The organism is Streptomyces sp. NPDC008313 (genome assembly GCF_042956125.1).
GTDB lineage: Bacteria > Actinomycetota > Actinomycetes > Streptomycetales > Streptomycetaceae > Streptomyces.
This window is the reverse complement of sequence record NZ_JBIBFR010000031.1, coordinates 60,896-85,518: the sequence shown is the minus strand read 5'-3', so window position 1 is coordinate 85,518 and position 24,623 is coordinate 60,896. Positions and strand designations below refer to the sequence as shown.

Sequence of the window (24,623 nt, the reverse complement as noted above, 5' to 3'; positions counted from 1 at the left end):
TTGATCAAACCCCAGCGGCCATGGAAGACGCTCTCTCAGGTCGAGTTGGCCACCGCCGAGTGGATCGACTGGTACAACCACCGAAGACTCCACGGCGAGATAGGCCACATCCCGCCCGTCGAATACGAAGCCAACTACTACACCGAACTCACGAAACCCCAGTTCATCACCACAATCTGAGATCTCTACCGAACCCGGGGCGGTTCAGAGATCCGAGGTCGCCCATGTGACGAAGCGAGCGTCCGCCTGATGGACCTGCGACCGGTTCCCCGGGCGGAGGTAGCGGGATAAGCGTTGAGACCGTGAATGATCTTGGGTGAGCTGGATGGCCTGCCTGTTCCGCCGTCATCCGGCAAAGGTGAGGTTGCGCAGGTGGGCGATGCCGAGCATGGCGTGGTGGACGCCGTCGCCCTTGAGGCGGCAGTCACGCAGGATCTTCCAGGTCTTCATGCGGGCTAAGGCGTGCTCGACGCGGGCGCGGACTTCGCGGTGGGAGGCGTTGTGTTCCTCTTTCCCGTGGGGGAATCCGGCCTGGCCGGGTTCGCGGCGGTGCGGGATGACCAGGCCGGTGATGTCGGACGGTGATGCCCACGAGGTCCGTGGTAACGCCGCACCCTCGCCCCACCGGGCGCCCGGCAGGGGCCCCGGCCTGGGCGGTCGGCCTGGGATAGGACGACGAAGGCACGCCGACAATGACCCCCTGCCCGATATCGGGCAGGATTCTTGCGAAGCGGCGCCTTGTGCCCCAGGATCAACGGGTGCACGACGACCTTGTTGATCACCTGACGCGTAGTACGCCCCTGAACCGGGGCGAGGCTCTGCGGGTGATCCAGGACGTGCTCGCGTACTTCGACGAGACGGCCGAGGAGTTCGTCCGCCGCCGCCACCGCGAACTGCAGGGGCAGGGGCTGGTGAACGCGGAGATCTTCGAGCGGATCGAGGGGGAGCTGAAGTACCGGGCGGTGGCACCGCCCGGACTCTCCCTCAGGCAGCTCCGTCGCATCGTCTACGGCTGACCGGACACCGCTTCACACCGGCCGGCACCGCTTCACCTGCTTCACCTGCTTCACCTGCTTCACCTGCTTCAACCGAGGGGACAAGGGACTTCTTACATGTGCGGAATCGTGGGATACATCGGCAGGCGTGACGTGGCGCCGCTGCTGCTCGAGGGCCTTCAGCGCCTGGAGTACCGGGGGTACGACTCGGCCGGCATCGTCGTGAGCGCCCCGAAGTCGGCGGGCCTGCGGATGGTCAAGGCCAAGGGCCGCGTCCGTGACCTGGAGGCCAAGGTCCCGGCGCGCTTCAAGGGCACCACGGGCATCGCCCACACCCGCTGGGCCACCCACGGCGCCCCGTCCGACGTGAACGCCCACCCGCACATGTCGGCGGACGACAAGGTGGCCGTCGTCCACAACGGGATCATCGACAACGCGGCCGACCTGCGCAAGAAGCTCCAGGCCGACGGCGTCGAGTTCCTCTCCGAGACCGACACCGAGGTCCTCACCCATCTGATCGCGCGCTCCCGGCACGAGAAGCTGGAGGACAAGGTCCGCGACGCGCTGCGCGTCATCGAGGGCACGTACGGCATCGCGGTGATGCACGCCGACTTCTCCGACCGCATCGTGGTGGCCCGCAACGGCTCCCCCGTCGTGCTCGGCATCGGCGAGAAGGAGATGTTCGTCGCCTCGGACGTCGCCGCGCTCGTCGCCCACACCCGCCAGATCGTCACCCTCGACGACGGCGAGATGGCCACGCTGAAGGCCGACGACTTCCGCACGTACACCACCGAGGGCACCCGGACGACCGCCGAGCCGACCACCGTCGAGTGGGAGGCCGAGTCGTACGACATGGGCGGCCACGACACGTACATGCACAAGGAGATCCACGAGCAGGCCGACGCCGTGGACCGCGTGCTGCGCGGCCGCATCGACGACCGGTTCTCCACGGTGCACCTCGGCGGCCTGAACCTGGACGCCCGGGACGCGCGGGCCGTGCGCCGCGTGAAGATCCTCGGCTGCGGCACCTCGTACCACGCGGGCATGATCGGCGCCCAGATGATCGAGGAGCTGGCCCGCATTCCCGCCGACGCCGAGCCGGCCTCCGAGTTCCGCTACCGCAACGCGGTCGTCGACCCCGACACGCTGTACATCGCCGTCTCGCAGTCCGGTGAGACGTACGACGTGCTGGCGGCCGTCCAGGAGCTCAAGCGCAAGGGCGCCCGGGTGCTGGGCGTGGTGAACGTGGTGGGCAGCGCCATCGCCCGCGAGGCCGACGGCGGCATGTACGTGCACGCGGGCCCCGAGGTCTGCGTCGTCTCCACCAAGTGCTTCACCAACACCACGGTCGCCTTCGCGCTGCTCGCGCTGCACCTGGGCCGCACCCGTGACCTGTCGGTGCGCGACGGCAAGCGGATCATCGAGGGCCTGCGCAGGCTGCCCGCCCAGATCTCCGAGATCCTGGAGCAGGAGGCGGAGATCAAGAAGCTGGCCGAGCAGTACGCCGAGGCCCGCTCGATGCTCTTCATCGGCCGCGTGCGGGGCTACCCGGTCGCCCGTGAAGCCTCGCTGAAGCTCAAGGAGGTCTCGTACATCCACGCCGAGGCCTACCCCGCCTCCGAGCTGAAGCACGGCCCGCTGGCGCTCATCGAGCCCGCCCTGCCGACGGTCGCGATCGTCCCGGACGACGACCTGCTGGAGAAGAACCGCGCCGCCCTGGAGGAGATCAAGGCCCGCAGCGGCAAGATCCTCGCGGTCGCGCACCGGGAGCAGGAGAAGGCCGACCAGACGATCGTCGTCCCGAAGAACGAGGACGAGCTGGACCCGATCCTCATGGGCATCCCGCTCCAGCTTCTCGCCTACCACACGGCGCTGGCGCTGGGCCGGGACATCGACAAGCCCCGCAACCTCGCCAAGTCGGTGACGGTCGAGTAGGACCGCCCCGTCCGGGCCCGCCTCCGGACGTGAACGGTCCCCCGCACGCGCCGCCTTGCGCGGGGGACCGTTCCTCCGGGGCCGGATCCGCCCTCCCCCGGCTCTCCGAGGAGCCGAGGGGACCTGTCCGTCTCCGGCCCGTGCGCACACCACGGCCGATGGCCGTCACACCCCGGCCGGCGGCGCGTCCTCGCGGTCGGCCCCGACTCCGCGGCTCTCAGGGGCCGATGAGGGATACGTACCCTTCACAAGGGCACAAGCAACCTGCGCGCACCGCCGGATCGCCTGCGGTACAAGGGTGGTGACGGGCCGTCGGGCGCCGCGTCACGGAATGACGACGACCGGGCGCCGCGTCACGGGATGACGACGACCGGGCGCCGCGTCACGGGATGACGACGACCGGGCGCCGCGCGCGCTTCGCGAGCCGGCCGGCGACCGAGCCGAAGAGGCGTCCGACGAGGCCGTGGGTCGAGCCGACGACGATCGCGTCCGCCTCGTACTCCTGGCCCACCTCTTCGAGTTCGTGGCAGATGTCCCCGCCGCGCTCGACGAGGATCCACGGCACCTCGGCCAGATAGTCGGCGCAGGCCAGTTCGAGTCCGAGGACCTCGGTGCGGTGGTCGGGCACGTCGACGAAGACCGGCGGCTCGCAGCCGGCCCACACCGTGGTGGGCAGCCGGTTGGCGACATGGACGATGATCAGGCCCGAGCCGGAACGGTGGGCCATGCCGATGGCGTACGCCAGAGCACGCTCACTGGACATCGAACCGTCGAAGCCGACGACGACTCCGTGCAGGAACGCGGGATCGCACGGATGGCGGTCCGCATCCGCCGCCATCGGCTCGCGCGCCGTGGGATCGGCGAGCGGGCGCTTGCGGTCCGCGGGATCGAAATATTCGTGTCCGGCCATGGGTATCTCGGCGTCTGGATCCTCTGGGTGGGACGACAAGTGCGGCAGTTCTGTGTCCGGGCCGTGTCCGGGAATCATCTTCCCAACCCCATACCCGCAAGGGTACGGCGGTACGCCTGCTCTGCCCACATCCCGCACGTCGCGGACGGCGTCTCCCGGAGCATGCACGAGGAGACGCCCGTAACGCAATGGTTGCTGTCCTGTACAAACGGTTTGCACAGGGTTAACCCTGGGATCACGGACCGCGGCCAGTGACCGGGTGGTCGAACGCGCGTTGAACCCCGGTAAGCCACCGCCACAGGGAGTTCCTCCGTGCCCGCATCCCCGAACGCCCCCCAGCCGCCCCCGGGCCGCCGTCCGCACCCGCGGCCCGCGCCGGACACGGCGGGCGACGTGGTGCGCTGGGCGGCGTTCAGTTGCGTGCTCGTACCCGTGGTGCTCCTCTGGTACGGCACCTCGCTCGCCGGGGCGGCCGGCACCGCGCTGGGACTGGCGGCCGTGACCGGTGCCTGCCGGGTGCTGCTGCGGCGGTCCGAGCGGGTCGCGGCAGGACTGCGCGCGCAGTCACGGACCGGCACGCCGTCGCGGCCGTCGGCACCCGCGCCGTCACGGTCGCGGACACACCCGCCGTCACGGTCGCGGACACCCGCTCCGTCGCCCTCGCCGTCACCGTCGCAGTCGGGAAGGGACGGGGCCGGGCGGGGCACTGCCGGGCACGGTGGCGAGGGCCACGCGCCGCGTGGTGGGCGGCATGGCGGGAACGGGCCGCACGGGCTGGCCGGTATGCGTGGCCCCGGTGGCCCCGGGGCACCCGGAGGGGGCCGTACGGCAGGGGAGAATACGCCGGTCGACTGACCGGTTTGTATGCACGTCCTCGCATGTTTTCAGCCAACTTCCGGATAGCGCGCCTCCCTTGTCCTGATGACCCCCCACGCCCCGTTCGACCTGCACCGAAAGGGTCTTCCGGGACGCGCGCACCCTACGTGGATTGGCCACGGGGACGAGGCGCACTTCCCTGCGCGGCTGACGAGTGCAACGCTTCGTGATCGAATGCTTTACGCCAAGTTGCCATGTCGACAATATGTCGAGTGGTGAACTGGTCACGCCGGTACCGAGGGACACAGTAGATTCGATCTTGACTGTCTTTACGGCGGGGGACTCGTGCAGGACCGAGGGGAAACGTGTTGGAGCGACAGACCCGAAGGGTAGAGGGCGCCGCGACCACCGAGGGGGGCTTAGCAGCATGAGCCACGACTCCACTGCCGCGCCGGAGGCCACGTCCCGGAAGCTTTCCGGGCGACGCCGCAAGGAAATCGTCGCGGTGCTGCTGTTCAGCGGCGGCCCCATCTTCGAGAGTTCCATACCCTTGTCGGTGTTCGGGATCGACCGCCAGGACGCCGGCGTACCGCGCTACCGCCTTCTGGTGGCAGCCGGCGAGGAGGGCCCGCTGCGGACCACAGGGGGCCTCGAACTCACCGCGCCGCACGGTTTGGAGGCGATCTCGCGGGCGGGCACCGTCGTCGTGCCCGCCTGGCGGTCGATCACCTCGCCGCCGCCGGAGGAGGCGCTCGACGCGCTGCGCCGCGCGCACGAGGAGGGCGCCCGCATCGTCGGGCTGTGCACCGGTGCCTTCGTGCTCGCCGCCGCCGGACTGCTGGACGGCCGCCCGGCGACCACGCACTGGATGTACGCGCCGACGCTGGCCAAGCGCTATCCGTCCGTCCACGTCGATCCGCGCGAGCTGTTCGTGGACGACGGGGACGTACTGACGTCGGCGGGCACAGCGGCGGGCATCGACCTGTGCCTGCACATCGTGCGGACGGACCACGGGAACGAGGCGGCCGGCGCGCTCGCCCGCAGGCTCGTGGTCCCACCGCGCCGCAGCGGCGGTCAGGAGCGCTACCTCGACAGATCTTTACCCGAGGAGATCGGCGCCGACCCCCTCGCGGAGGTCGTCGCCTGGGCGCTGGAGCACCTTCACGAGCAGTTCGACGTGGAGACGCTCGCCGCGCGCGCTTACATGAGCCGGCGGACGTTCGACCGCCGTTTCCGGTCGCTCACCGGAAGCGCTCCCCTGCAGTGGCTGATCACCCAGCGCGTACTGCAGGCGCAGCGGCTCCTGGAGACCTCCGACTACTCGGTCGACGAGGTCGCGGGCCGCTGCGGGTTCCGCTCTCCGGTCGCGCTGCGCGGGCACTTCCGGCGCCAGCTCGGCTCGTCGCCCGCCGCCTACCGGGCCGCGTACCGCGCCCGCAGGCCGCAGGCCGACCGGCCCGCCGAGCCGGACGGCGTCCCGATGCAGGCCGGACCGCCGCCGTCCCTGCACCCCGACGCCCCCGTCCCGATGCAGACCCGGCGCACGGCGGCGACCGCCGGAGCGCTCGGCGCGCCCGCGTCCCTGACCACGGACCAGGGCAAGCAGATGCAGGACCTGTACGCGGCGGCCCGCGCCGGCCTCCCGGGGCAGCGCAGCGCACCGCACGCCTGAGGCGGCCCCGGCCTCCGTACGTCACCGGGGCCGCCCCGGCGGCGTACGGAGACCGGGCCCCGCAGGGCCCCCACGGGGCGTCCCCGCGGGACCGGGCCCGACCGCCCGGCGCACGAGCGGGTCGGAGCGCGGGGGCGGGCCTTAGGGTGAGACACATGAACGATCGCATGGTGTGGATCGACTGCGAGATGACCGGTCTCTCGCTGTCGGACGACGCGCTCATCGAGGTGGCCGCGCTCGTCACGGACTCCGAACTGAACGTGCTCGGTGAAGGGGTGGACATCGTCATCCGCCCGCCGGACGAGGCGCTGGAGACGATGCCGGACGTGGTGCGGCGGATGCACACCGCCTCGGGCCTGCTCGACGAGCTGGCCGGCGGCACGACGCTGGCGGCGGCCGAGGAGCAGGTCCTCGCCTACGTACGGGAGCACGTCAAGGAGCCGGGCAAGGCCCCGCTGTGCGGCAACTCCGTCGGCACGGACCGCGGCTTCCTGCTGCGTGACATGCCGACGCTGGAGGACTACCTCCACTACCGGATCGTGGACGTCTCCTCCATCAAGGAGCTGGCCCGCCGCTGGTACCCGAGGGCCTACTTCAACAGTCCCGAGAAGAACGGCAACCACCGCGCGCTGGCCGACATCCGCGAGTCCATCGCGGAACTGCGCTACTACCGCGAGGCCGTCTTCGTCCCCCAGCCCGGACCCGACTCGGAGACCGCGCGGACGATCGCGGCGAAGCACGTCCTGCCCGCGGAGTAGCCCGCTCCGAGCCCACTCGGAGGGCCCCGGAGAAACTCGTGCGCGAGCACCCCTTCGGACCCTGTACACTTTTTCTCGGCCGGTCGGAGAGACCGCTTCGGAAGAACCACCGGCCCATGGTGGGTGTAGCTCAGCTGGTAGAGCACCTGGTTGTGGTCCAGGATGCCGCGGGTTCAAGTCCCGTCACTCACCCTGAAAGATCAGCCGGTGATCCGCGAAAGCGGGTCACCGGCTGATCGCGTTCCCGCGCCCTGACCCACGCCCCTGTCCCGGGGCCGCTCCGTTCCCGGGGTCCCTTCGCCCGCCACGGCGGACAGCGGGCCCCGGTGGACAGCCGCCCGCCGTGGGGTCAGGACGACCGGCGCTGGATCAGTTCCGTGGGGAGGACCACCTGGCGGCGTTCCGGCTCGCGGGGGGAGGAGGGGCGGCGGCCGGCGATCTCGGCGATCAGGAGGTCGGTCATCGCGCGGCCCATCTCCTCGATGGGCTGGCGCACGCTCGTCATGGGCGGATCCATGTGGCGGGCGATGGCGGAGTCGTCGTAGCCGACGAGCGCCACGTCGTCCGGTATGCGGCGGCCCTCCTCGCGCAGCACCTGGCGGGCGCCCGCCGCCATCACGTCGGAGCCCGCGAAGACCGCGTCCAGGTCGGGACGGCGTTCCAGGAGCTCCTTCATGGCCCGGCGGCCGCCCTCCTCGGTGAAGTCGCCGGGGACGATGAGAGCGTCGTCCACCTCGAGTCCCGCGTCGCTGAGCGCGGCCCGGTAGCCGTCGACGCGGCGCTGGGCGCCGAAGACGTCGAGGCGTCCCGCGACGTGGGCCACGGTGCGGCGGCCGCGGGCCAGCAGGTGTTCCACGGCGGCGCGGCCGCCGCCGAAGTTGTCGGAGTCGACGGAGGGCAGGGTCTCGTCCACCGAGCGGCGGCCGCTGATCACGGCCGGGATCTCCAGCTGGGCGAGCAGGTCCGGCAGCGGGTCGTCCGCGTGGACCGAGACCAGCAGCACGCCGTCCACGCGGTGCGCGGCCAGGTACTGGGCGAGGCGGCGGCGCTCCCGGTCGCCGCCCGCGAAGATCAGCAGCAACTGCATCTCGGTGTCGGACAGTTGGGCGCCGACGCCGCGCAGCATGTCCGAGAAGTACGGCTCGGCGAAGAACCGGGTCTCGGGCTCGGGGACGACCAGGGCGATCGCGTCCGTGCGGTTCGCCGCCAGGGCGCGCGCGGCGGTGTTGGGGACGAAGCCGAGTTCCGCGACCGCCGCCTCGACGGCCGCGCGGGTGGCGTCGCTCACCCGGGGCGATCCGTTGATCACCCGGGAGACCGTCCCGCGGCCCACGCCGGCCCGGGCGGCCACCTCTTCCAGGGTCGGCCGCCGGCCGCCCCGGCCCCGCCCACCGTTGACCGCCATGGTCGCCGCCTCCCGTTCGCAGCCGTCAGGCCAGGAATGTAACAGCCTGGTCGTGCCGCACCTGACCCCATCCTCTCTCGTGGACGGGGGTGTGCCCCAGCGGGCCGTGCGAGGGGCGCCGCCGGTGTCCCGGCGGCGCCCCTCGCGATCGGTGCGGGTGTCAGGCCCGGCCCTGGGCGCCGGAGGCCGGCAGGGCGTTGCCGCGGATCACGTCGGCGTACCAGTGGGCGCTCGCCTTGGGGATGCGGCGCTGGGTGGAGTAGTCGACGTAGACGGCGCCGAAGCGCTTCGAGTAGCCGTAGGACCACTCGAAGTTGTCCAGCAGGGACCACAGGAAGTAGCCGCGCACGTCCGCTCCGTCGGCGACGGCCCGGCGGACGGCCTCCAGGTGGGAGTGCAGGTAGGCGATCCGCTGGGGATCGTTGACCTGGCCCTCCGGGGAGATGTAGTCGTCGAAGGCCGCGCCGTTCTCGGTGACCATGAGCGGCAGTCCCGGGTGTGACTTCGCGAGATCGGTCAGCAGGGTGTGCAGGCCGTTCGCGTCGATGGCCCAGTTCATCGCCGTGAGGTCGTCGTTGGCGAGGTGGAAGGCGACGTGGTCGGAGCCGGTCCACGGGGAGTGGTCGCTGGCGCCGTGTCCGTCGTTCTTCGTGGTGCCGGCGCCCTCGGTGGGGTGGGAGACCACGGTCGGCGCGTAGTAGTTGACGCCGAGTACGTCGATGGGGCGGGAGATCTCGGCGAGGTCGCCGTCCTTCACCAGCTGTCCCCAGTCGACGAGGTGCGCGGTGTCGGCGATCAGGTCCTGGGGGTAGGCGCCGTCGAGGATCGGGCCGGTGAAGATCCGGTTGCCGACCGCGTCGATACGACGGGCGGCCTCGACGTCCTCGGGCTTGTCGGTGAGCGGCCGCACCTGGTGCAGGTTGAGGGTGATGGAGGTCTGCGCGGTCGCCGGGAGGACCGAGCGCAGCACGCCGACGGCGCGGCCGTGGGCGAGGTTGAGGTGGTGGGCGGCGCGCAGGGTGGCGGCCGGGTCGGTGCGGCCGGGGGCGTGCACGCCGGAGCCGTAGCCGAGGAAGGCCGAGCACCAGGGCTCGTTCAGGGTGGTCCACACGCCGACGCGGTCGCCGAGGGCGCGGCCCATGATGTCGGCGTAGTCGGCGAAGCGGTCGGCGGTGTCGCGCTGGGGCCAGCCGCCCGCGTCCTCCAGCTCCTGCGGCAGGTCCCAGTGGTAGAGGGTGGCGACGGGGGTGATGCCCGCCTCCAGAAGCTCGTCGGTGAGCCGGCGGTAGAAGTCCAGGCCGCGCTCGACGGCGGGGCCGCGGCCGGTGGGCTGGACGCGCGACCAGGAGACGGAGAAGCGGTACGCCTTCAGGCCGAGGTCCTTCATCAGGGCCACGTCGTCGCGGTAGAGGTGGAAGTGGTCGGCGGCGATGTCGCCGGTGTCGCCGTTGCGCACCTTCCCGGGGGTGTGGCTGAAGGTGTCCCAGATGGACGGCGTGCGGCCGTCCTCGGCGGCGGCGCCCTCCACCTGGTAGGCGGCGGTGGCCGCGCCCCAGACGAAGCCCGTGGGGAAGGAGAAGGAGGTGTCCGATGCCGACCGGGCAGTGGTCTCGGGTCGTACGGCGGTCATGGTGAGAACGCTCCCAAAGTGGCGTGTGGAGGGCGCCGGACAGTGATTCCGGCGGCGGCGAGGACGGACGGGGCGCGGGGGGGGCATCCCGTCCGGTGCGGCCCGCGTGCGGGGCGGGCCCCGGCGTTTTCGGCCCGGTGGACGGTCCGGTCCCGGTGCCCGCGTGCCGGGCGGGGCCGGGAAGGGCCCGGGGGCCGTGGGCTTCGGCCGGGTGCGGCCCGCGTGCGGGCGGACCGCACCGGACGCCGGTGGGTGGTGGGCGGTGACGGACGGTGTCCGGCAGCCGTGGCGTGGTGGTGGGCGGGGCGGGGGCGCCGGCCTGCGGCGCGGCGTCCCCGCGGTGCCGGGCGTCAGCCCTTCACGGCGCCCGCCATGATGCCTCCGACGATCTGCTTGCCGAAGACGACGAAGACCAGCAGCAGCGGCAGCGTGCTGATCAGCGCTCCGGCCATGACGATGCTCTGGTCCGGGGTGTAGGAGGCGCTGAGCTGGCCGAGCGCCACCTGGAGGGTCGGGTTCTCCTGGCTCAGGGCGAGGAAGGGCCAGAAGAAGTCGTTCCACGCCTGGACGAAGGTGAGCATGCCGAGCACCATCATCGCGGGCCGGGCCGCGGGCAGGACCACGCTCCAGACGATGCGGATGTTGCTCGCCCCGTCCACCTTGGCCGCCTCGATGAGCTCGTAGGGCAGGGCCTCCAGCAGGTACTGGCGCATGAAGAACACGCCGAACGCCCCGACCAGGGTCGGGAAGATGACCGACTCGAGCTGTCCGCCCCAGCCGATGTCCGACATCATCATGAACAGCGGGACGACGCTGAGCTGCGGCGGGATCGTCAGGGTGGCGATGACCGCGGTCATCAGGGCGCCCCGGCCGCGGAAGCGCATCTTGGCGAAGGCGTAGCCGGCGAGGGTGCAGAACAGCAGCGTCGCCGCGGTGATGCAGCTGGACACGATGACGCTGTTGACGATGGCCTTGCCCAGGTGGGCCTGGTCCCAGGCGGTCTGGAGGTTGTGCCACAGCTCGCCGCCCGGGATCAGCGGCGGCGGGCTGTCGAGGACGCGCTGCTGGTCGTGCGAGGCGGCGACCAGCGTCCAGTACAGCGGGAAGACCGAGCCGAGGCCGACGACGATCAGCGCGATGTAGGTGAACGGGCCGCCCTTGAGCTGCTGGCCCGCCCCGATCTTGAACCGGCCGCGGCCGGGGGCCGGGGAGGAGGTGGTGGCGGAGTGCGCGGGGTCGAGGATCGGCCCGGCGGTCTTGGTGGGACTGGTCGTAGTCATCGATATCGCTCCCGTCAGACCGCGCTCTTGCGCACGAACCGGCCGACGATCCAGTTGATCAGGGCGATGAGCAGCAGCAGGACGAGCATGGCCCAGGCCACCGCCGCGGCCGGACCGAGGTGCCCCAGCTTCCAGCCGTAGTTGAAGAGGTAGATGCTGAGCGTCTCGTACTGGTGCTCGCTGCCGCCGACGGAGCCGAGGGTGCCGCCCTGCAGCAGCAGCGGCTCACCGAACAGCTGCATGGAGCCGATGGTCGAGATGACGATGGTGAACAGGATCGTCGGCCGCAGCGAGGGGATCGTCACCTTGCGGAACTGCTGCCAGCGGGTCGCCCCGTCGATCGAGGCCGCCTCGTACAGGTCGCTCGGCACGGCCTGCATGGCCGCGAGGTAGATCAGGGCGTTGTAGCCGGTCCAGCGCCAGATCACGATGACCGAGATGGCGATCTTCGACGTCCACTCGCCGTTGCCCCAGTCGATGTCACCGGACCCGAAGAAGTGCAGCACCCAGTTGAGCAGGCCGCCGTCGGGCCGGAAGACCAGGGCGAAGACGAGGGCGGCGGTCGCCACCGAGGTGGCGTACGGGGTGAGGATGACCGTCCGCCAGAAGGTGCTGGCGCGCAGCTTGTAGTTGAGCAGGTGGGCGAGGCCCAGCGCCACGAGCAGCTGCGGGACGGTCGAGATGACGCCGATGATGAACGTGTTGGTGACGGCCGTCCAGAACTCGGAGTCCTGGAGGATCGTGGCGAAGTTGTCCCAGCCGACCCATTCGGACTGGTCGAGCCCCGTCATCTCCACCCGGTGCAGGGCGATCCAGCCGGTGTAGAGGAGCGGGTAGAGCCCGAAGGCGCCGAAGATGAGGAAGAAGGGCGCGATGTACGCGTACGGCGAAGCCTTGTCGTCGAAGCGCCACAGCCGGGCGCGCCACTTGCTGCGTCCGTTCGACGCTGCGCCGCCGGGTGGCGGAGTGTAGGCGCCCCGTGTGGGGGTTGTCGTTGCCACGGAGGGAGTCCTTCCCTGGGAGGTCTGCGGCCGGTAGGAGGCGGAGGTTGTGGGCCGGGTGCCGGTCCCGCCGCTCCCTGCGGGGTCGGTGCGGTGTCGAGCCGCCCGCGTGCGGCCTGGCGTGCGGTGGTCGGGCGTGACCGGTGGGCTCCGCCGGCGGGGTCCGGTCCCCGCCGGCCGGGTGCCGGCCGTGGTGCTGCGATGCGGGGCGGTCCCGCCGGACGCGGTGCGCGCCGGTACGGACCCGGCGCGTACGTCCGCCGGCCGCTGCCCGGCGGACGCCGCGACACCCAGGTGCCGCCACGGCGGGCGACGGGGCGTTCCGTTCCGATCGGTTCCGGCACTCGGCCCGGTTCCTCTCGGCGGACTCACCCCGTCACCCTCCGGGACGGCGCCGTGGCGTCATCGAGATCCTCTTCGTACCAAGTGCCGCTCCCGTCCGGCACTTCCGTCGTGCCGGGCTCCGGCCCTGGAGCGGGGAATGGATGTGGGCCGGAGCCCGCACGGCAGGAGTGCCGGACGGACTCGGCGGATCGGACGACGGACCGGCCTCGTGCGGACGGCCCCGGTGCCCGCGGCGGGAGCCTGGCCCCGCGCGCGGACGTGGTGCGGGCGGCCGTCGGGCCGCCCGCACCTACGGGTGTCAGCCGATCGCCTTGTCGATCTCGTCGGTCGCGGCCTTCCACGCCTTGTCGGGCGAGGTGCCGCGCTGTTCGATGTTGTTGATCTGACGCGAGATCGCGTCCTTGATCACGCCGTCCTTCGGGCCGAGGACCGCCTCGGGGATGGACTTGGCCTCGTCGGCGTAGATCTGGCCGATCGGGGCGTCGTTGAAGTACGGGAGCTTCGCGTTCTTCACGCTGGCGAGCTTGTAGGCGCCCTGGTTCGACGGGAAGACGCCGATGGCCTTGAACACCTCGGCCTGCTGCTCGGGAGCGGTCAGCCACTTGACGAGCTCGGTGGCCTCCTTGACGTGCGCGCCGCTCTTGGGCACGGACAGGAAGGAGCCGCCCCAGTTGGCCGCGGTCTCACCGGGCGCGCGGGAGATGTCCCACTTGCCCTTGAAGCTGTCGCCGGAGTGGATGGAGATCTGGCCGGCCATCCAGGCGGGGCAGGCCACGGTGGCCACGGTGCCCTTGCGCAGCGCCGCGTTCCACGGGTCCTGGAACTGGGCCAGGCCCTGGGTCAGCTTCTTCGACGCGGCCTCGGCGGCCAGGTCCCAGCCCTGCTGCACGGCGGGGCTGTCCTTGTATATCGCCTTGCCGTCGGCGTCGTAGTACTGCTTCGCCGAGGAGCTGACGACCGCGTTGAACATCGCGCTGGAGGAGTCCATGAAGTAGGTCCCGGAGGGGGCCTTCTTCTTGTACTGCTCACCGAGCTTGATGTAGTCCTCCCAGCCGCCGGCGACCGCCTTGGCGACTTCCTCGCGGTCGGACGGCAGTCCGGCCTTCTCGAAGAGGTCCTTGCGGTAGCAGAGCGACATCGGGCCGATGTCCGTACCGGCGCCGATGACCGTGCCGTCCTTGGCGGTGGCCTGCTTCTCCTTCCAGGACACCCAGTCGCTCACGTTGATCGACTTGCTCAGGTCGACGAACTTGCCCGCCTGGGTGTCGACGACCTCCTTGATGCGGCCGACCTCGATACCCGTGACGTCCGCGAGACCGCTGCCCGAGTTCAGCTGCTGGAGCAGCTTCGGGTAGTAGTCCTGCTCGTTGGCGGTCGTCTCTTCCTTGACCGTGATGTTCGGGTGCAGCTTGTGGTACTTGGCGAACAGGCCGGCTTCCTTGTAGCCGAACTGCCCGAAGTCGGCCACCTTGAGAGTGATGTTCCCGTTGGAATCCGAGGCGTCCGAGTCGCCGTCGTCGCTGCAGCCGGTCAGCAGCAGGGCGGAGGCCGTCAGGACCGAGGTGGTCAAGGCCGCCGCTCTGCGGCCTCGACCGCCGCCGGTACGGGTGATGCGCATTCCACTACTCCTTGTTCCAGTGGGGAACGGGGTCTCAGGAATCAGGCCGCCGGGGTTTCGGCGGCCCGGACCTGCCCTCTCGCTTCGAGCAGCGGCCTGTCCACCGCACAGGGTGCACGGTGTAAAGATGCTGGTCAATGGTGGTGCGGTGTGAGGTAGAGGGAAGGGCCCTTGGTTCGTTGATCCACACGGGAGAGACCACCGGTGAACCCGTGGGACCGCTCCCACGCGGCTTGCCCCGAAGACTCCTTCCTGGCGGGCCCGGTGTCAAGACTTGAAAACGGCGTCGTTGCGCAAGCGTGTTCCGCGCGTCACGTGGATGTGTCGTAAGAGCACGTGTAACCAACCGGACACCCCTGGGCCCCGCACAGGATTCACGCAGGTCATCGGGGGTATGGTCACTGAATCCCGGCCTCCGCCCCGTCCGCGTGGGTGGTGGCCGGTTTTTCTGGGCCAGAATGAGGCGAGCCCCCCACCGAAGGCCGGAAGGTGAACGATGAGCGCCGCCGAACAGCTGCCGGGCCCCCACGGCCGCCGCCCGACCCTGAACGCCGTGGCCGCCCTCGCCGGCGTGGGCCGCGGCACGGTGTCCCGCGTGATCAACGACTCCCCCAAGGTGAGCGCACGCTCCCGTTCGGCCGTGGAACAGGCCATCGCCGAACTCGGCTACGTCCCCAACCGCGCCGCCCGCTCCCTGGCCAGCCGCCGCACGGACGCGGTGGCCCTGGTCGTCCCCGAGGCGGAGACCCGGCTGTTCTCCGAGCCGTACTTCTCCGGGATCATCCGCGGCGTCTCCAGCAAACTCGCCGACGCGGGAATGCAGTTGCTGCTCGTCCTGGCCCGCGACGCGAGGGAGTACGCGCGGCTCGCCACCTACCTCTCGGCGCAGCGGGTGGACGGCGTACTGATGGTCGCGGTGCACGGCGACGACACCCTGCCGGACCGGCTGCACGAGCTCGCCCTGCCGGTCGTGCTGGCGGGCCGGCGCAGCGACCGGGAGCCGCTGGGGCACGTCCGCGCCGACAACGGAGGGGGCGCGCGCAGCGCCGTCCGGCATCTGCTGGACGGCGGCCGCCGGACCGTCGCCACCATCACGGGACCGCTGGACATGGACGTCGCCCAGGCCCGCCTGGCGGGCTACCGCGAGGCGCTGGAGGGTGCGGGCATCGGCGTCGACGAGCAGCTGATCGCCCCCGGCGACTTCACCGAGGAAGGCGGCCGCGCGGCGATGCGCGAGCTGCTGCGCCGCCGGCCCGGCCTCGACGCCGTCTTCGCCGCCTCGGACGTGACGGCCTCGGGGGCCGTGCTGGAGCTGCGCGAGTCGGGCCGGCGGGTGCCCGGGGACGTCGCCGTCATCGGCTTCGACGACTCGGTGGTGGCCCGGCACATCGATCCCCCGCTGACGAGCGTCCGCCAGCCGCTGGAGGAGATGGGCCGCACGATGGCGAGGCTGCTGCTGGACGAGATCGCCGACCGGGGCACCGGCCTGCGCGAAGTGGTCCTGCCGACCGAGCTGGTGGTACGGCAGTCGGCCTGACCGTGGCCGGCTCCCGCACCGACCGGCGGCGAGACCCCGGGGCCGCGCCGGGGCACCTCCGCGGCGCGGTCCCGCGTCACACCGCAGGAGAGCTCTCCGAACGCGCTTTCCCACCTGTTTACGTGAGAGTTTCCGCGGACCCGCTTTGACGTGGGAGCGCTCCCAAGCATAATGGGGGCCCACCCGACTCGTGGGAGCGATTCCATGCCCGACCAGAAGACCGTGTCCTTCCCTCGCGACTTCCTCTGGGGCGCCGCCACGTCCGCCTACCAGATCGAGGGGGCGGTCCAGGAGGACGGCCGCACGCCCTCCATCTGGGACACCTTCAGCCACACGCCGGGCAGGACCGCGGGCGGCGACACCGGCGACGTGGCCGTCGACCACTACCACCGCTACCGCGAGGACGTCGCGATGATGGCCGACCTCGGCCTGACCGCGTACCGCTTCTCCGTCTCCTGGCCCCGGGTGCAGCCCACCGGCCGCGGACCCGCCGTGCAGCGCGGTCTCGACTTCTACCGGCGGCTCGTCGACGAGCTGCTCTCGCACGGCATCAAGCCGGCGGTCACCCTCTACCACTGGGACCTCCCGCAGGAGCTGGAGGACGCGGGCGGCTGGCCCGAGCGCGAGACCGCGCTGCGCTTCGCCGAGTACGCGCACCTCGTGGGTGAGGCTCTCGGCGACCGGGTCGAGCAGTGGATCACGCTCAACGAGCCCTGGTGCAGCGCCTTTCTGGGGTACGGCTCCGGAGTCCACGCCCCCGGGCGCACGGAGCCGGCGGCCGCCCTGCGCGCCGCACACCACCTCAACCTGGCGCACGGGCTCGGTACTTCGGCACTGCGGTCCGTGCTGCCCGCCCGCGACACGGTCGCGGTGAGCCTCAACTCCTCGGCCGTCAGGCCGCTGTCGCAGGACCCCCGGGACCTGGCCGCCGTACGGCGCATCGACAACCTGGCCAACGGCGTCTTCCACGGGCCCATGCTGCACGGCGCGTACCCCGAGGGGCTGTTCGAACAGACCGCGTCGGTCACCGACTGGTCGTACGTGCTCGACGGTGACCTCGACGCGATCCACCAGCCGCTGGACGCCCTCGGCCTCAACTACTACACGCCCGCGCTGGTGTCGTCCGCCGAGACCGCCCCCGAGGGGCAGCGCGCGGACGGGCACGGGGACAGCGCGTACTCGCCGTGGCCGGGCTCCGAGGACGTGGCGTTCCACCAGACGCCCGGCGACCGGACCGAGATGGGCTGGACCATCGACCCGACGGGCCTGCACGAGCTGATCACGCGGTACGCGCGCGAGGCCCCCGGCCTCCCGCTGTACATCACGGAGAACGGCGCCGCCTGCGACGACAAGCCCGACGCGGAGGGCCGCGTCCACGACCCGGAGCGGATCGCCTACCTGCACGGCCACCTCTCGGCGGTGCGCCGCGCGATCGGTGACGGCGTGGACGTCCGGGGCTACTACCTCTGGTCCCTGATGGACAACTTCGAGTGGGCGTACGGCTACGGCAAGCGTTTCGGCGCGGTGTACGTCGACTACGCGACCCAGAAGCGCACCCCCAAGTCCAGCGCCCAGTGGTACGGCCAGGCGGCCAAGACGGGGACGCTCGCGCCGTTGACCGAGGCCGGGTAGCGCCTGTTCGCGGCCGGCCGGCCGCCGGCGGGGCGGGACAGACGGACCGTCGGCCGGACCCATCGAGCCGGGGGAACGGGGAAAACGGGGGAACGGGGGAACGGGGAACGGGGAACGGGGAACGGGGAACGGGGAAAAGGATGCGGGGCGCGGCTCCCGAGGGGGGTGCCGCGCCCCGCTTCCTGTGGGGGTGCGTGGGGGCGTCCGGATGTCCTTGTGACGGTGCCGGGTCCTACTTGTAGACGCCGAAGGCCTTGGAGAAGGCGTTCGCGCCCTGGACGATGGAGCTGCACGTGGCGTCGGCGGACGGCTTGGCGCCGCCGGCGCACTGCTTGTCGCGGGTCGCGGACCACATCGAGAGCCAGCCGAGCCCCTTCGACTTGGCGAAGTTCACCAGCTGCGTGGCGTCCTCCACCTTGAAGACCTCGCTGGCGACGTCGTTGACACCGATCATCGGGGTGACGGCGACCGCCTTCCAGGCCGCGCTGTCCGAGAGCCCGAGGACGCCCTTGATCTGCGCCTGGGTCGCCGTGGCGGCCTGCTCGGCGTAGGTACCCATGTCACCGCTGTACGAGCCGCCGTAGTCCATCGCCATGATGTTGACCGTGTCGACGGAGACGCCGTTGGACTTGGCGTTGGACAGCAGGTTCACCCCGTCCTGGGTGAGCCCCTCGGGCATCACCGGGAGCGTGAAGGAGACGTCCAGCTTCGGGTGCTCCTTCTGGAGCTTGGCGATGGCCTGGGCACGGCGGGTGTTGGCGGCGGCGTTCGGCAGCGCGCCGCCTTCGATGTCGAAGTCGACCTTGGTGAGCTTGTAGGCGTCCACGGCCTTGCCGTACGCGGCGGCCAGGGCGTCGGCCGAGGAGCAGGTGGTCGCGAGCTCCGAGCCGGAGGCGCCGCCGAAGGAGACCCGGACGTCGCCGCCCTTGGCGCGGAGGTCGCCGATCTGCGCGGCGACCGCGTCGGCGCCGAGGTCGCTGACGCCGCCCCACTTCGGGGTGCAGCCGCCGCCGTCGGTGATGAAGGCGAGGTTGTACTCCTTGACGCCGGTGGCCGCGGCGGTCCCCACGAGGTCGAACGCCGGGTAGAGCGAGGTGTCGACGTAGGGCGAGAAGCCGGCTCCGGTGGTGGTGCCGCTGCCCGGGTCGGTGCCACCGCCGCCGGTGCTCCCGGTGGGGGACGGGGTCGGGTCGGCGCTCTGCGAGGGGGTGGCACCGGGCTCGGGCGTGCCGGTCTCGGTGGGGCGTCCGCTGGGCTCGGGCGTGGCCCCGTCGTCGGCGGAGCACTTGGCGCCGTCGATGAGGCAGGCCTTCGGGTCGGTGGTGCCGTTCACGACGAAGCCGACGGTGACGGACTCACCGGCGGCCAGCCCGTCCTTGTCCCAGGACGGCGGCGTCACGGTGACGTGCCCGCCGCTCACCTTCGACGTGGCGTTCCACAGCGAGCTGAGCGTGGCGCCGGACGGCAGGTCGAACTCCAGCGTCCAGTCGCCCCTGGCCTGGCCGGTGTCGTTCTTGACGACGTACTGCGCGGTGTAACCGGTCGACCAGTCACTGGTCCTGGTGTACACGGCGCCGACTCCGGCGGCGTGCGCGGTGCCGGTGAACAGGAGGGCACCGCCACCCGCGACGGCCGCGGCGACGACGCCGCCGATGGCCTTGTTCCGACCGCTGACCTTGCGCCGATGGGTACTGCTCATCGCGTGCCTGCCTTCGCTGTTCACGGGAGTCTCGGGGGCTGCCTGGTCCGCAGGGCACGAGGCGGCTGCGGAGCCGGGCCCTGGAGGGTGGGTGCGGCAGCACGCTAGCGATCCGGAATCGGGTATTCGGCCTGATTCGGACGGAGGTTGGGGATCTTAGGGTCCGCTTAAGGAAGGCATCGGGGACGGTTAAAGGTCGAGACCACCGGAGGGCCGTCGGGCACGCTGCCAAGCCGTCCGGCCGAGCCACGAGGGCGCCGGGAGCACCGGCCGGGGACGGGGCGTCAGGGGGTGCCGGCCGGGGGCGGGGCCCGGGGACGGGGCGTCAGAGAGCACCGGCCGGGGACGGGCGGCAGAGAGCACCGGCCGGGGACGGGGCGTCACGGAGCACGGGCCGGGGACGGGCGTCACGGAGCACGGGCCGTTGGACGGGGCGTCACGGAGCACGGGCCGTTGGACGGGGCGTCAGAAAGTACTAGTCGGGGGACGGGCGCCAAGGAGCACCGGCCGGGGGACGGCGCGTCAAGGAGCACCGGCCGGGGACGGGGCGCCAGGGGGTGCCGGCCGGGGGCGGGGCCCGGGGACGGGGCGTCAGAGAGCACCGGCCGGGGACGGGCGTCAAGGAGTACCGGCCGTGGGACGACGCGTCAGGGGTTACCGGACGTGGGACGGCTCGCCGTCGCGCCCGCGCCCGCTCCCGCACCGGCTCCCGGTCCCGGGCCGCGGCGACGGCGGCGTACGGAGCCCCGGTGGCCTCGTCCGACCGGGGCCCGTTCGTCGAGCTGGATCCAGATGCGGACCTCGGTGCCGCCGAGCACGGACGAGCCGATGCGGACGTCGCCTCCGGTCGCCTCCGCCAGCCGCCGCACGATGTCGAGCCCGAGCCCCGTGGACCCGTCGCTGCCGGATCCCCGCCCGCGGGCCATGGCCGACTCGGGATCCGCGATCCCGGGGCCCGCGTCGGAGACGAGGACGATCACCGCGTCGTCGCTGTTGTGCAGGTCGACCGCGAAGGCCGTCCCCTCGGGGGTGTGCCGGAAGACGTTCCCCAGCAGCGCGTCGAGCGCGGCCACGAGATCGCCGCGGGCCACCGGTATCCGTACGGGCCGGTCGACGCCCGCGACCCGCACCTTGCGGCCCTCGTCCTCCGCGAGCGCGGACCAGAAGTCCATCCGCTCCCGCACGACCTCGGACGCGTCGCACCCCGCCCCGGCCAGGGGCGCCGTCGTCTGCGGCTTCGCCTCCCGGGCCGTACGGATGATGGTGTCGACCTCCCGCTCCAGCTGCTCGACCGCGGCGCGCGTCTGCTCGGCGGCGGGCCCGTCGCCGAGCGAGGCCGTGTTGAGCCGCAGCACCGTCAGCGGCGTACGCAGCCGGTGGGACAGGTCGGCGGCCAGCTCCCGCTCGTTGGCGAGCAGTTGCACCACCTGGTCGGCCATGGAGTTGAAGGCCGCCGCCGCGAGCCGCAGCTCGGAGGGCCCCTCCTCCGGCACCCGGGAGCCCAGCTTGCCGTCCCCCAGGTCGTGCGCCCCCTCGGCCAGCCGCTGCGCGGGCTTCACCATCCGCGCCCCGAGCCGGTCGGCGACGGCGACCGAGCCGACGACGAGGGCGACACCGACCAGGGCGAGCACCGCCCAGGCCGTGCCCACGCCGTTGCTCGTCTCGGCCTCGGGGACGTACACCTCGACGACCGCGATCTCACCGGAGCTCAGCGCGGTCGGCTGGAGCAGCGTGGAGCCGCCGGGCACCTCCGTGGTGGAGGCGCGGCCCAGCTTTCGCGTCATGGCGATGTCCTCGTCGGCGGCGCGCTGTTCGCCGATCTCGACGGGCGGCGAGTCCTCGGCGGCGGGTATGTGCACGGCCATGCCCGCGTCCGAACCGGCCGAGGCCACGACCCGCTCCAGCTGGTCCCGGTCGACGGTGATGGAGAGCGCGGGCGCGATGGCCGCGGCCTGCCGCTCGGCGTTCGAGAACGCCCGGTCCCTGGCCATCTCCTTGATGACGAGACCGAGCGGGATCGCGAAGGCCACCATGACCATCGTGGTGACGGCGACGCACACCTTGACCAGCGCCCACCTCATGGCAGCTGCTCCGCCCTCGGCGGTTCCAGCTTCACCCCGACGCCCCGCAGGGTGTGCAGGTAGCGCGGGCGGGCCGCCGTCTCGCCCAACTTGCGGCGCAGCCAGGACAGATGGACGTCTATCGTCTGGTCGTCGCCGTACGACTGCTGCCAGACCTCGGCGAGCAGTTCCCTGCGCGGCACGACCACGCCCGGGCGCCCGGCGAGGAAGGTGAGCAGGTCGAACTCGCGGCGGGTCAGATCCAGTGGGGTGCCGTCCAGCTCGGCCTGGCGGCGCAGCGGGTCGATGGCCAGGCCGCCGACCCGGATGGTCCGCGAGGGGGGCGCCTCACCGGCCGCAGCCCGCGAACGCCGCAGCACCGCCGCCATCCTGGCCGACAGGTGCTCGACGGAGAACGGCTTCGTCAGATAGTCGTCCGCCCCGTCGTTGAGCAGCCGGACGATCTCCGTCTCGTCGTCCCGCGCGGTCGCGATGATCACCGGTACGTCGGTGATCCCGCGCAGCATCTTGAGCGCCTCGGACCCGTCCAGGTCGGGCAGTCCCAGGTCGAGGATGACGACGTCGAAGGAGAAGTGGGCGACCTCGCGCAACGCCTCGAGGGCGGTACCGACGCTGCGCACGGTGTGCGAGGCGTCGGTCAGGTGCCGGATGAGGGCCGAGCGTACGAACTGGTCGTCCTCGACCACGAGTACACGTGCCATGGGCGGCACCGTACGCCATACGGGCGGCGGGGGTCCGACGCCTGTGGACAACCCGGGCGGTGCGGGTCAGGAACCTGTGGACGACTCCGGACGATGCGCCTGGAGCCGGGGTGAGCGGCAGTTCGCGGAGGAGACATCCGTGGGACTCGTGGTGCAGTATGGCCCGCACATGCGCAGAGGACTCGTACACGTACTGGCTTGGTCGCTCGCCACGGGCGCGGCGGTCACGTTGTCGTGGTGGGGTGTCCACACGGTGATGGCGGGCACGGCCTACGACCCGCCGCGCGCCCTGCCGGTCCTGGCGGGCGACGCCACCGAGCAGGCCTCGAAGGCGCTCTCCTCCGCGACCAGCCGCCCCGAGCCGTCGACGAGCACGGACGGCGGACCGCCGAAGAGCGGCCGGCCCACCGCGACCGCCTCACCCTCCACGTCGTCCGACGCGTCCGGCCCGCCGAGGGGGTCCGGGGACGCCGCGTCCGGCAAGCAGGACGGGAGTTCGGATCCGGGCTCCGGCCAGGTCAAGAGCTACGACACCCGGGGCGGGCGCGCGGTCTTCGACCTCGGGGACACGTCGGCGACCCTGGTCACCGCGACCCCGGCGGCCGGCTGGTCGATGCAGGTCTGGAAGACGGAGACGTGGATCCGGGTGGAGTTCGGCTCGGGCGCCGACCGGGTGTCGGTCTTCTGCACCTGGCACGACTCGGCGCCCCGGGTGGACATCAACACCTACTGACTGAGTGCGGCCGCGCCGGGCGCCCGGCAGCGCAGCGCGCGCTCCGGCCCGCCGCCCCGTCCCCGCCCGCCCCTGCCTTCCCTCACCGGAACACGGACCGCGTCACCGGAACACCGACGGCGGCGGTGCGGGGGAAGCGACCGCCGAGACGTCGGTGACGGGCGCCGCACCGCCGGTGAAGTCGGCCAGCCCCTTGCCGTGTTCGACGCGGCCGGGGTGCGGGTCCGTGGCCGCCCGGCGGGTCAGTTCGGCCACCGGAAGCGGCCGGTCGGAGCAGACGAGCACCGCGTTCCCGAACCGCTTGCCGCGCAGCACCGCCGGGTCGGCGACCAGTGCCAGCTCGGGGAAGACCCCCGCGGCGGTGGCGATCTGGCCGCGCAGATGGGCGAGCGGCGGGCCGTCGGCGAGGTTGGCGGCGTAGAGGCCACCGGGTTTGACGACCCGGCGCACGTCGGTGAGGAACTCGCCCGAGGTCAGGTGCGCGGGGGTGCGCGCCCCGCTGAACACGTCCGCGATCACCAGGTCCGCCCAGCCGTCCGGCACCTTGGCGAGCCCTTCACGGGCGTCCAGCGAGCGCACCCGTATCCGGGCGTTCGGGTCGAGTGGGAGTTCGCGGCGGACCAGCCGGACGAGGGCCGCGTCGCGCTCGACGACCTGCTGGGTGGAGCGGGGGCGGGTGGCGGCCGTGTAGCGGGCGAGGCCGAAGGCGCCTCCGCCGAGGTGCACGACGTGCACGGGCCGGCCGTGCGGGGCGACGAGGTCGATGACGTGGCCGAGCCTGCGCTGGTACTCGAAGTCCAGGTACCCGGGGTCGTCGAGGTCGACGTGGGACTGGGGGGCGCCGTCGATCAGCAGGGTCCAGGCGCGTGCCCGGTCCCGGTCGGGTATCAGCTCGGCGAGCCCTCCGTCGACGGGTTCGACGACGGGCTCGGCCGCCCCGCGTCCACGCCCCCGCCGGGTGCCCCTTCCGTCCCCGGACCGCCCGTCCTCGGGTCGCTCGTCCCCGGACTGCTTCTTCCCGGACTGCTTGTTCCCGGCCTTCGCCCTCGCCCTCGCCATGCCGCCATTATCGGCGCGTGGAAGCGGCTCGGCCCAACAGCCGGCCGCCGCCGGTCCCGGGAGCGCGTGCGTCACTCCGGGCCGCCGCGGATCCTCTCGCCGCCCCGGACTGCCGGGGCCCTGGCCACCACCTCGAATCCACGGCGATCCGCGCGTCGTTCAGCTGCAGTTGTCCGCGGCCTCGATGAGCCGGGCCGCCTCGTCCAGCGCCGCGCGCAGTTCGGTGGGGTCGGTGGCCGGGTCCGACTGGTCGGGCGGCAGCAGCCAGCCGGAGTCGAGGCCCGGCGGCTCGGGGCTGAGGCCGAGGCCCCGGCCCCCGGTCTGCGTACAGGTGCTGCCCGGCACGTCCCAGGCGTCCGCGGTGCCGGGCGGCACCAGGAAGCCGAGGGTGTCGCAGTCGCCGTCGTGCAGCACCGGTCCGACGCCGTCGCCCGCGCCGCGGCGCAGGATGTCGACCGCCTCGAGACCCTGCCGGGTCGGCACGCGCACCAGGTCGCATGCGGCCGGCTCCGCTCGCGTACCGCACGGGGCGGCCGTCGTGTACACCGCTGCCGGCAGTGCCGTACGAATCTCGGTGCTGTCCATCCCGGCTTCCCTCACGGAAAACCCCTCCTCTGAGCGAGTGGGTCGGGAGTTCGGGTGGCTCCCGGTCCACGGGTTCAACGCGTGGACCCGTCAACGGCTACGGCGGAAGTGCGCCGCAAAGGATGGCAGTTCATGGCAGATCGTGCATGAGATATCCGGTTTGTAGCCAAACCGAGCGTGACGGCGCGAGCGCAACCGGTACGTTCTTGCACCGCCGGAAGCCGTCTCGTC

At 71.9% G+C, this 24,623-nt stretch carries 19 protein-coding genes, 1 tRNA gene and 1 pseudogene; 9 read left to right on the top strand and 12 right to left on the bottom strand.

Features of this window, described 5'->3' with window-relative positions; translation table 11 throughout:
• Positions 1–180: integrase core domain-containing protein (locus ACFY93_RS31160; RefSeq protein ID WP_391365222.1), on the top strand; the 180-nt coding region annotated here is incomplete at its 5' end.
• Between the two features lie 165 nt (positions 181–345).
• On the opposite strand, the pseudogene ACFY93_RS31155 reads toward ACFY93_RS31160, so the two are convergent.
• Positions 346–570: pseudogene (locus ACFY93_RS31155) on the bottom strand (IS5/IS1182 family transposase); the annotation flags it as partial.
• A 188-nt stretch (positions 571–758) separates the two neighbouring features.
• Between ACFY93_RS31155 and ACFY93_RS31150 the strand changes: the two are divergent.
• Together ACFY93_RS31150 and glmS are read left to right on the top strand one after the other, a co-directional pair.
• A complete protein-coding gene (locus ACFY93_RS31150; RefSeq protein WP_391365220.1) occupies positions 759–1,016 on the top strand; it encodes a hypothetical protein in 258 nt (85 codons plus the stop codon).
• A gap of 96 nt (positions 1,017–1,112) precedes the next feature.
• Positions 1,113–2,930 (top strand): glutamine--fructose-6-phosphate transaminase (isomerizing), encoded by a 1,818-nt coding sequence (gene glmS, locus ACFY93_RS31145; protein ID WP_391365218.1) that lies wholly within the window; start codon positions 1,113–1,115, stop codon positions 2,928–2,930.
• A gap of 382 nt (positions 2,931–3,312) precedes the next feature.
• Here glmS and ACFY93_RS31140 read toward each other — a convergent pair whose 3' ends face one another.
• Positions 3,313–3,840: a universal stress protein gene (locus tag ACFY93_RS31140; protein WP_391365216.1), complete on the bottom strand. Its 528-nt coding sequence runs from the start codon at positions 3,838–3,840 to the stop codon at positions 3,313–3,315.
• Positions 3,841–5,083: 1,243 nt separating this feature from the next.
• Here ACFY93_RS31140 and ACFY93_RS31135 point away from each other — a divergent pair.
• The 3 genes from ACFY93_RS31135 to ACFY93_RS31125 all read left to right on the top strand — a co-directional run bounded on the left by ACFY93_RS31135 (position 5,084) and on the right by ACFY93_RS31125 (position 7,278).
• Positions 5,084–6,328: a helix-turn-helix domain-containing protein gene (locus ACFY93_RS31135; RefSeq protein ID WP_391365213.1), complete on the top strand. Its 1,245-nt coding sequence runs from the start codon at positions 5,084–5,086 to the stop codon at positions 6,326–6,328.
• A 155-nt stretch (positions 6,329–6,483) separates the two neighbouring features.
• On the top strand, positions 6,484–7,086 hold the full coding sequence (gene orn / locus ACFY93_RS31130) for an oligoribonuclease (RefSeq protein WP_391365211.1): 603 nt from the start codon (positions 6,484–6,486) through the stop codon (positions 7,084–7,086).
• A 119-nt stretch (positions 7,087–7,205) separates the two neighbouring features.
• Positions 7,206–7,278: transfer RNA gene (locus tag ACFY93_RS31125), tRNA-His, on the top strand.
• Between the two features lie 157 nt (positions 7,279–7,435).
• Here ACFY93_RS31125 and ACFY93_RS31120 read toward each other — a convergent pair.
• The 5 genes from ACFY93_RS31120 to ACFY93_RS31100 form a co-directional block, all read right to left on the bottom strand.
• Positions 7,436–8,491: a substrate-binding domain-containing protein gene (locus tag ACFY93_RS31120; protein ID WP_391365209.1), complete on the bottom strand. Its 1,056-nt coding sequence runs from the start codon at positions 8,489–8,491 to the stop codon at positions 7,436–7,438.
• A gap of 160 nt (positions 8,492–8,651) precedes the next feature.
• Entirely contained in the window at positions 8,652–10,121 is a 1,470-nt protein-coding gene (locus ACFY93_RS31115; RefSeq protein WP_391365207.1) for a GH1 family beta-glucosidase, read from the bottom strand.
• A gap of 350 nt (positions 10,122–10,471) precedes the next feature.
• On the bottom strand, positions 10,472–11,401 hold the full coding sequence (locus ACFY93_RS31110; RefSeq protein WP_391365205.1) for an ABC transporter permease subunit: 930 nt from the start codon (positions 11,399–11,401) through the stop codon (positions 10,472–10,474).
• A 14-nt stretch (positions 11,402–11,415) separates the two neighbouring features.
• Complete coding sequence (locus ACFY93_RS31105) at positions 11,416–12,402, bottom strand: ABC transporter permease subunit (protein WP_391365203.1); 987 nt, start codon at positions 12,400–12,402, stop codon at positions 11,416–11,418.
• A 643-nt stretch (positions 12,403–13,045) separates the two neighbouring features.
• Positions 13,046–14,365, bottom strand: coding sequence for an extracellular solute-binding protein (locus tag ACFY93_RS31100; RefSeq protein ID WP_391365201.1), 1,320 nt, complete (start codon positions 14,363–14,365; stop codon positions 13,046–13,048).
• 496 nt (positions 14,366–14,861) lie between these two features.
• Between ACFY93_RS31100 and ACFY93_RS31095 the strand changes: the two genes are divergently transcribed.
• Together ACFY93_RS31095 and ACFY93_RS31090 are read left to right on the top strand one after the other, a co-directional pair.
• A complete protein-coding gene (locus ACFY93_RS31095) occupies positions 14,862–15,902 on the top strand; it encodes a substrate-binding domain-containing protein (RefSeq protein WP_391365199.1) in 1,041 nt (346 codons plus the stop codon).
• A gap of 204 nt (positions 15,903–16,106) precedes the next feature.
• A complete protein-coding gene (locus tag ACFY93_RS31090; RefSeq protein WP_391365197.1) occupies positions 16,107–17,534 on the top strand; it encodes a GH1 family beta-glucosidase in 1,428 nt (475 codons plus the stop codon).
• Between the two features lie 232 nt (positions 17,535–17,766).
• Here ACFY93_RS31090 and ACFY93_RS31085 read toward each other — a convergent pair whose 3' ends face one another.
• The 3 genes from ACFY93_RS31085 to ACFY93_RS31075 form a co-directional block, all read right to left on the bottom strand.
• Positions 17,767–19,233, bottom strand: coding sequence for a cellulose binding domain-containing protein (locus ACFY93_RS31085; protein ID WP_391365195.1), 1,467 nt, complete (start codon positions 19,231–19,233; stop codon positions 17,767–17,769).
• A gap of 647 nt (positions 19,234–19,880) precedes the next feature.
• Positions 19,881–21,314, bottom strand: a complete 1,434-nt coding sequence (locus ACFY93_RS31080; RefSeq protein WP_391365193.1) for an ATP-binding protein — start codon at positions 21,312–21,314, stop codon at positions 19,881–19,883.
• Complete coding sequence (locus tag ACFY93_RS31075; RefSeq protein ID WP_391365191.1) at positions 21,311–22,015, bottom strand: response regulator; 705 nt, start codon at positions 22,013–22,015, stop codon at positions 21,311–21,313. Before ACFY93_RS31075 ends, ACFY93_RS31080 begins: the two co-directional genes overlap by 4 nt.
• Before the next feature lie 169 nt (positions 22,016–22,184).
• On the opposite strand from ACFY93_RS31075, the gene ACFY93_RS31070 reads away from it, so the two are divergent.
• Entirely contained in the window at positions 22,185–22,748 is a 564-nt protein-coding gene (locus ACFY93_RS31070; protein WP_391365230.1) for a hypothetical protein, read from the top strand.
• Positions 22,749–22,850: 102 nt separating this feature from the next.
• On the opposite strand, the gene ACFY93_RS31065 is transcribed toward ACFY93_RS31070, so the two are convergent.
• Both ACFY93_RS31065 and ACFY93_RS31060 read right to left on the bottom strand, forming a co-directional pair.
• Positions 22,851–23,807 (bottom strand): fused MFS/spermidine synthase, encoded by a 957-nt coding sequence (locus ACFY93_RS31065; RefSeq protein ID WP_391365189.1) that lies wholly within the window; start codon positions 23,805–23,807, stop codon positions 22,851–22,853.
• Between the two features lie 159 nt (positions 23,808–23,966).
• The gene (locus ACFY93_RS31060) at positions 23,967–24,392 is read right to left on the bottom strand and encodes a hypothetical protein (RefSeq protein ID WP_391365187.1); all 426 of its coding nucleotides are present in this window, start codon (positions 24,390–24,392) and stop codon (positions 23,967–23,969) included.
• Positions 24,393–24,623: the final 231 nt, after the last annotated feature.

What these genes read in the sequence shown, in the direction of transcription:
- ACFY93_RS31135 (WP_391365213.1), top strand. Translation starts at nt 5,084, where the DNA reads ATGAGCCACGACTCCACTGCCGCGCCGGAGGCCACGTCCCGGAAGCTT.
- ACFY93_RS31100 (WP_391365201.1), bottom strand. Translation starts at nt 14,365, where the DNA reads ATGCGCATCACCCGTACCGGCGGCGGTCGAGGCCGCAGAGCGGCGGCC.
- ACFY93_RS31115 (WP_391365207.1), bottom strand. Translation starts at nt 10,121, where the DNA reads ATGACCGCCGTACGACCCGAGACCACTGCCCGGTCGGCATCGGACACC.
- ACFY93_RS31075 (WP_391365191.1), bottom strand. Translation starts at nt 22,015, where the DNA reads ATGGCACGTGTACTCGTGGTCGAGGACGACCAGTTCGTACGCTCGGCC.
- ACFY93_RS31120 (WP_391365209.1), bottom strand. Translation starts at nt 8,491, where the DNA reads ATGGCGGTCAACGGTGGGCGGGGCCGGGGCGGCCGGCGGCCGACCCTG.
- ACFY93_RS31110 (WP_391365205.1), bottom strand. Translation starts at nt 11,401, where the DNA reads ATGACTACGACCAGTCCCACCAAGACCGCCGGGCCGATCCTCGACCCC.
- ACFY93_RS31090 (WP_391365197.1), top strand. Translation starts at nt 16,107, where the DNA reads ATGCCCGACCAGAAGACCGTGTCCTTCCCTCGCGACTTCCTCTGGGGC.
- ACFY93_RS31065 (WP_391365189.1), bottom strand. Translation starts at nt 23,807, where the DNA reads ATGGCGAGGGCGAGGGCGAAGGCCGGGAACAAGCAGTCCGGGAAGAAG.
- glmS (WP_391365218.1), top strand. Translation starts at nt 1,113, where the DNA reads ATGTGCGGAATCGTGGGATACATCGGCAGGCGTGACGTGGCGCCGCTG.
- ACFY93_RS31085 (WP_391365195.1), bottom strand. Translation starts at nt 19,233, where the DNA reads ATGAGCAGTACCCATCGGCGCAAGGTCAGCGGTCGGAACAAGGCCATC.
- ACFY93_RS31140 (WP_391365216.1), bottom strand. Translation starts at nt 3,840, where the DNA reads ATGGCCGGACACGAATATTTCGATCCCGCGGACCGCAAGCGCCCGCTC.
- ACFY93_RS31095 (WP_391365199.1), top strand. Translation starts at nt 14,862, where the DNA reads ATGAGCGCCGCCGAACAGCTGCCGGGCCCCCACGGCCGCCGCCCGACC.
- ACFY93_RS31070 (WP_391365230.1), top strand. Translation starts at nt 22,185, where the DNA reads ATGCGCAGAGGACTCGTACACGTACTGGCTTGGTCGCTCGCCACGGGC.
- orn (WP_391365211.1), top strand. Translation starts at nt 6,484, where the DNA reads ATGAACGATCGCATGGTGTGGATCGACTGCGAGATGACCGGTCTCTCG.
- ACFY93_RS31060 (WP_391365187.1), bottom strand. Translation starts at nt 24,392, where the DNA reads ATGGACAGCACCGAGATTCGTACGGCACTGCCGGCAGCGGTGTACACG.
- ACFY93_RS31080 (WP_391365193.1), bottom strand. Translation starts at nt 21,314, where the DNA reads ATGAGGTGGGCGCTGGTCAAGGTGTGCGTCGCCGTCACCACGATGGTC.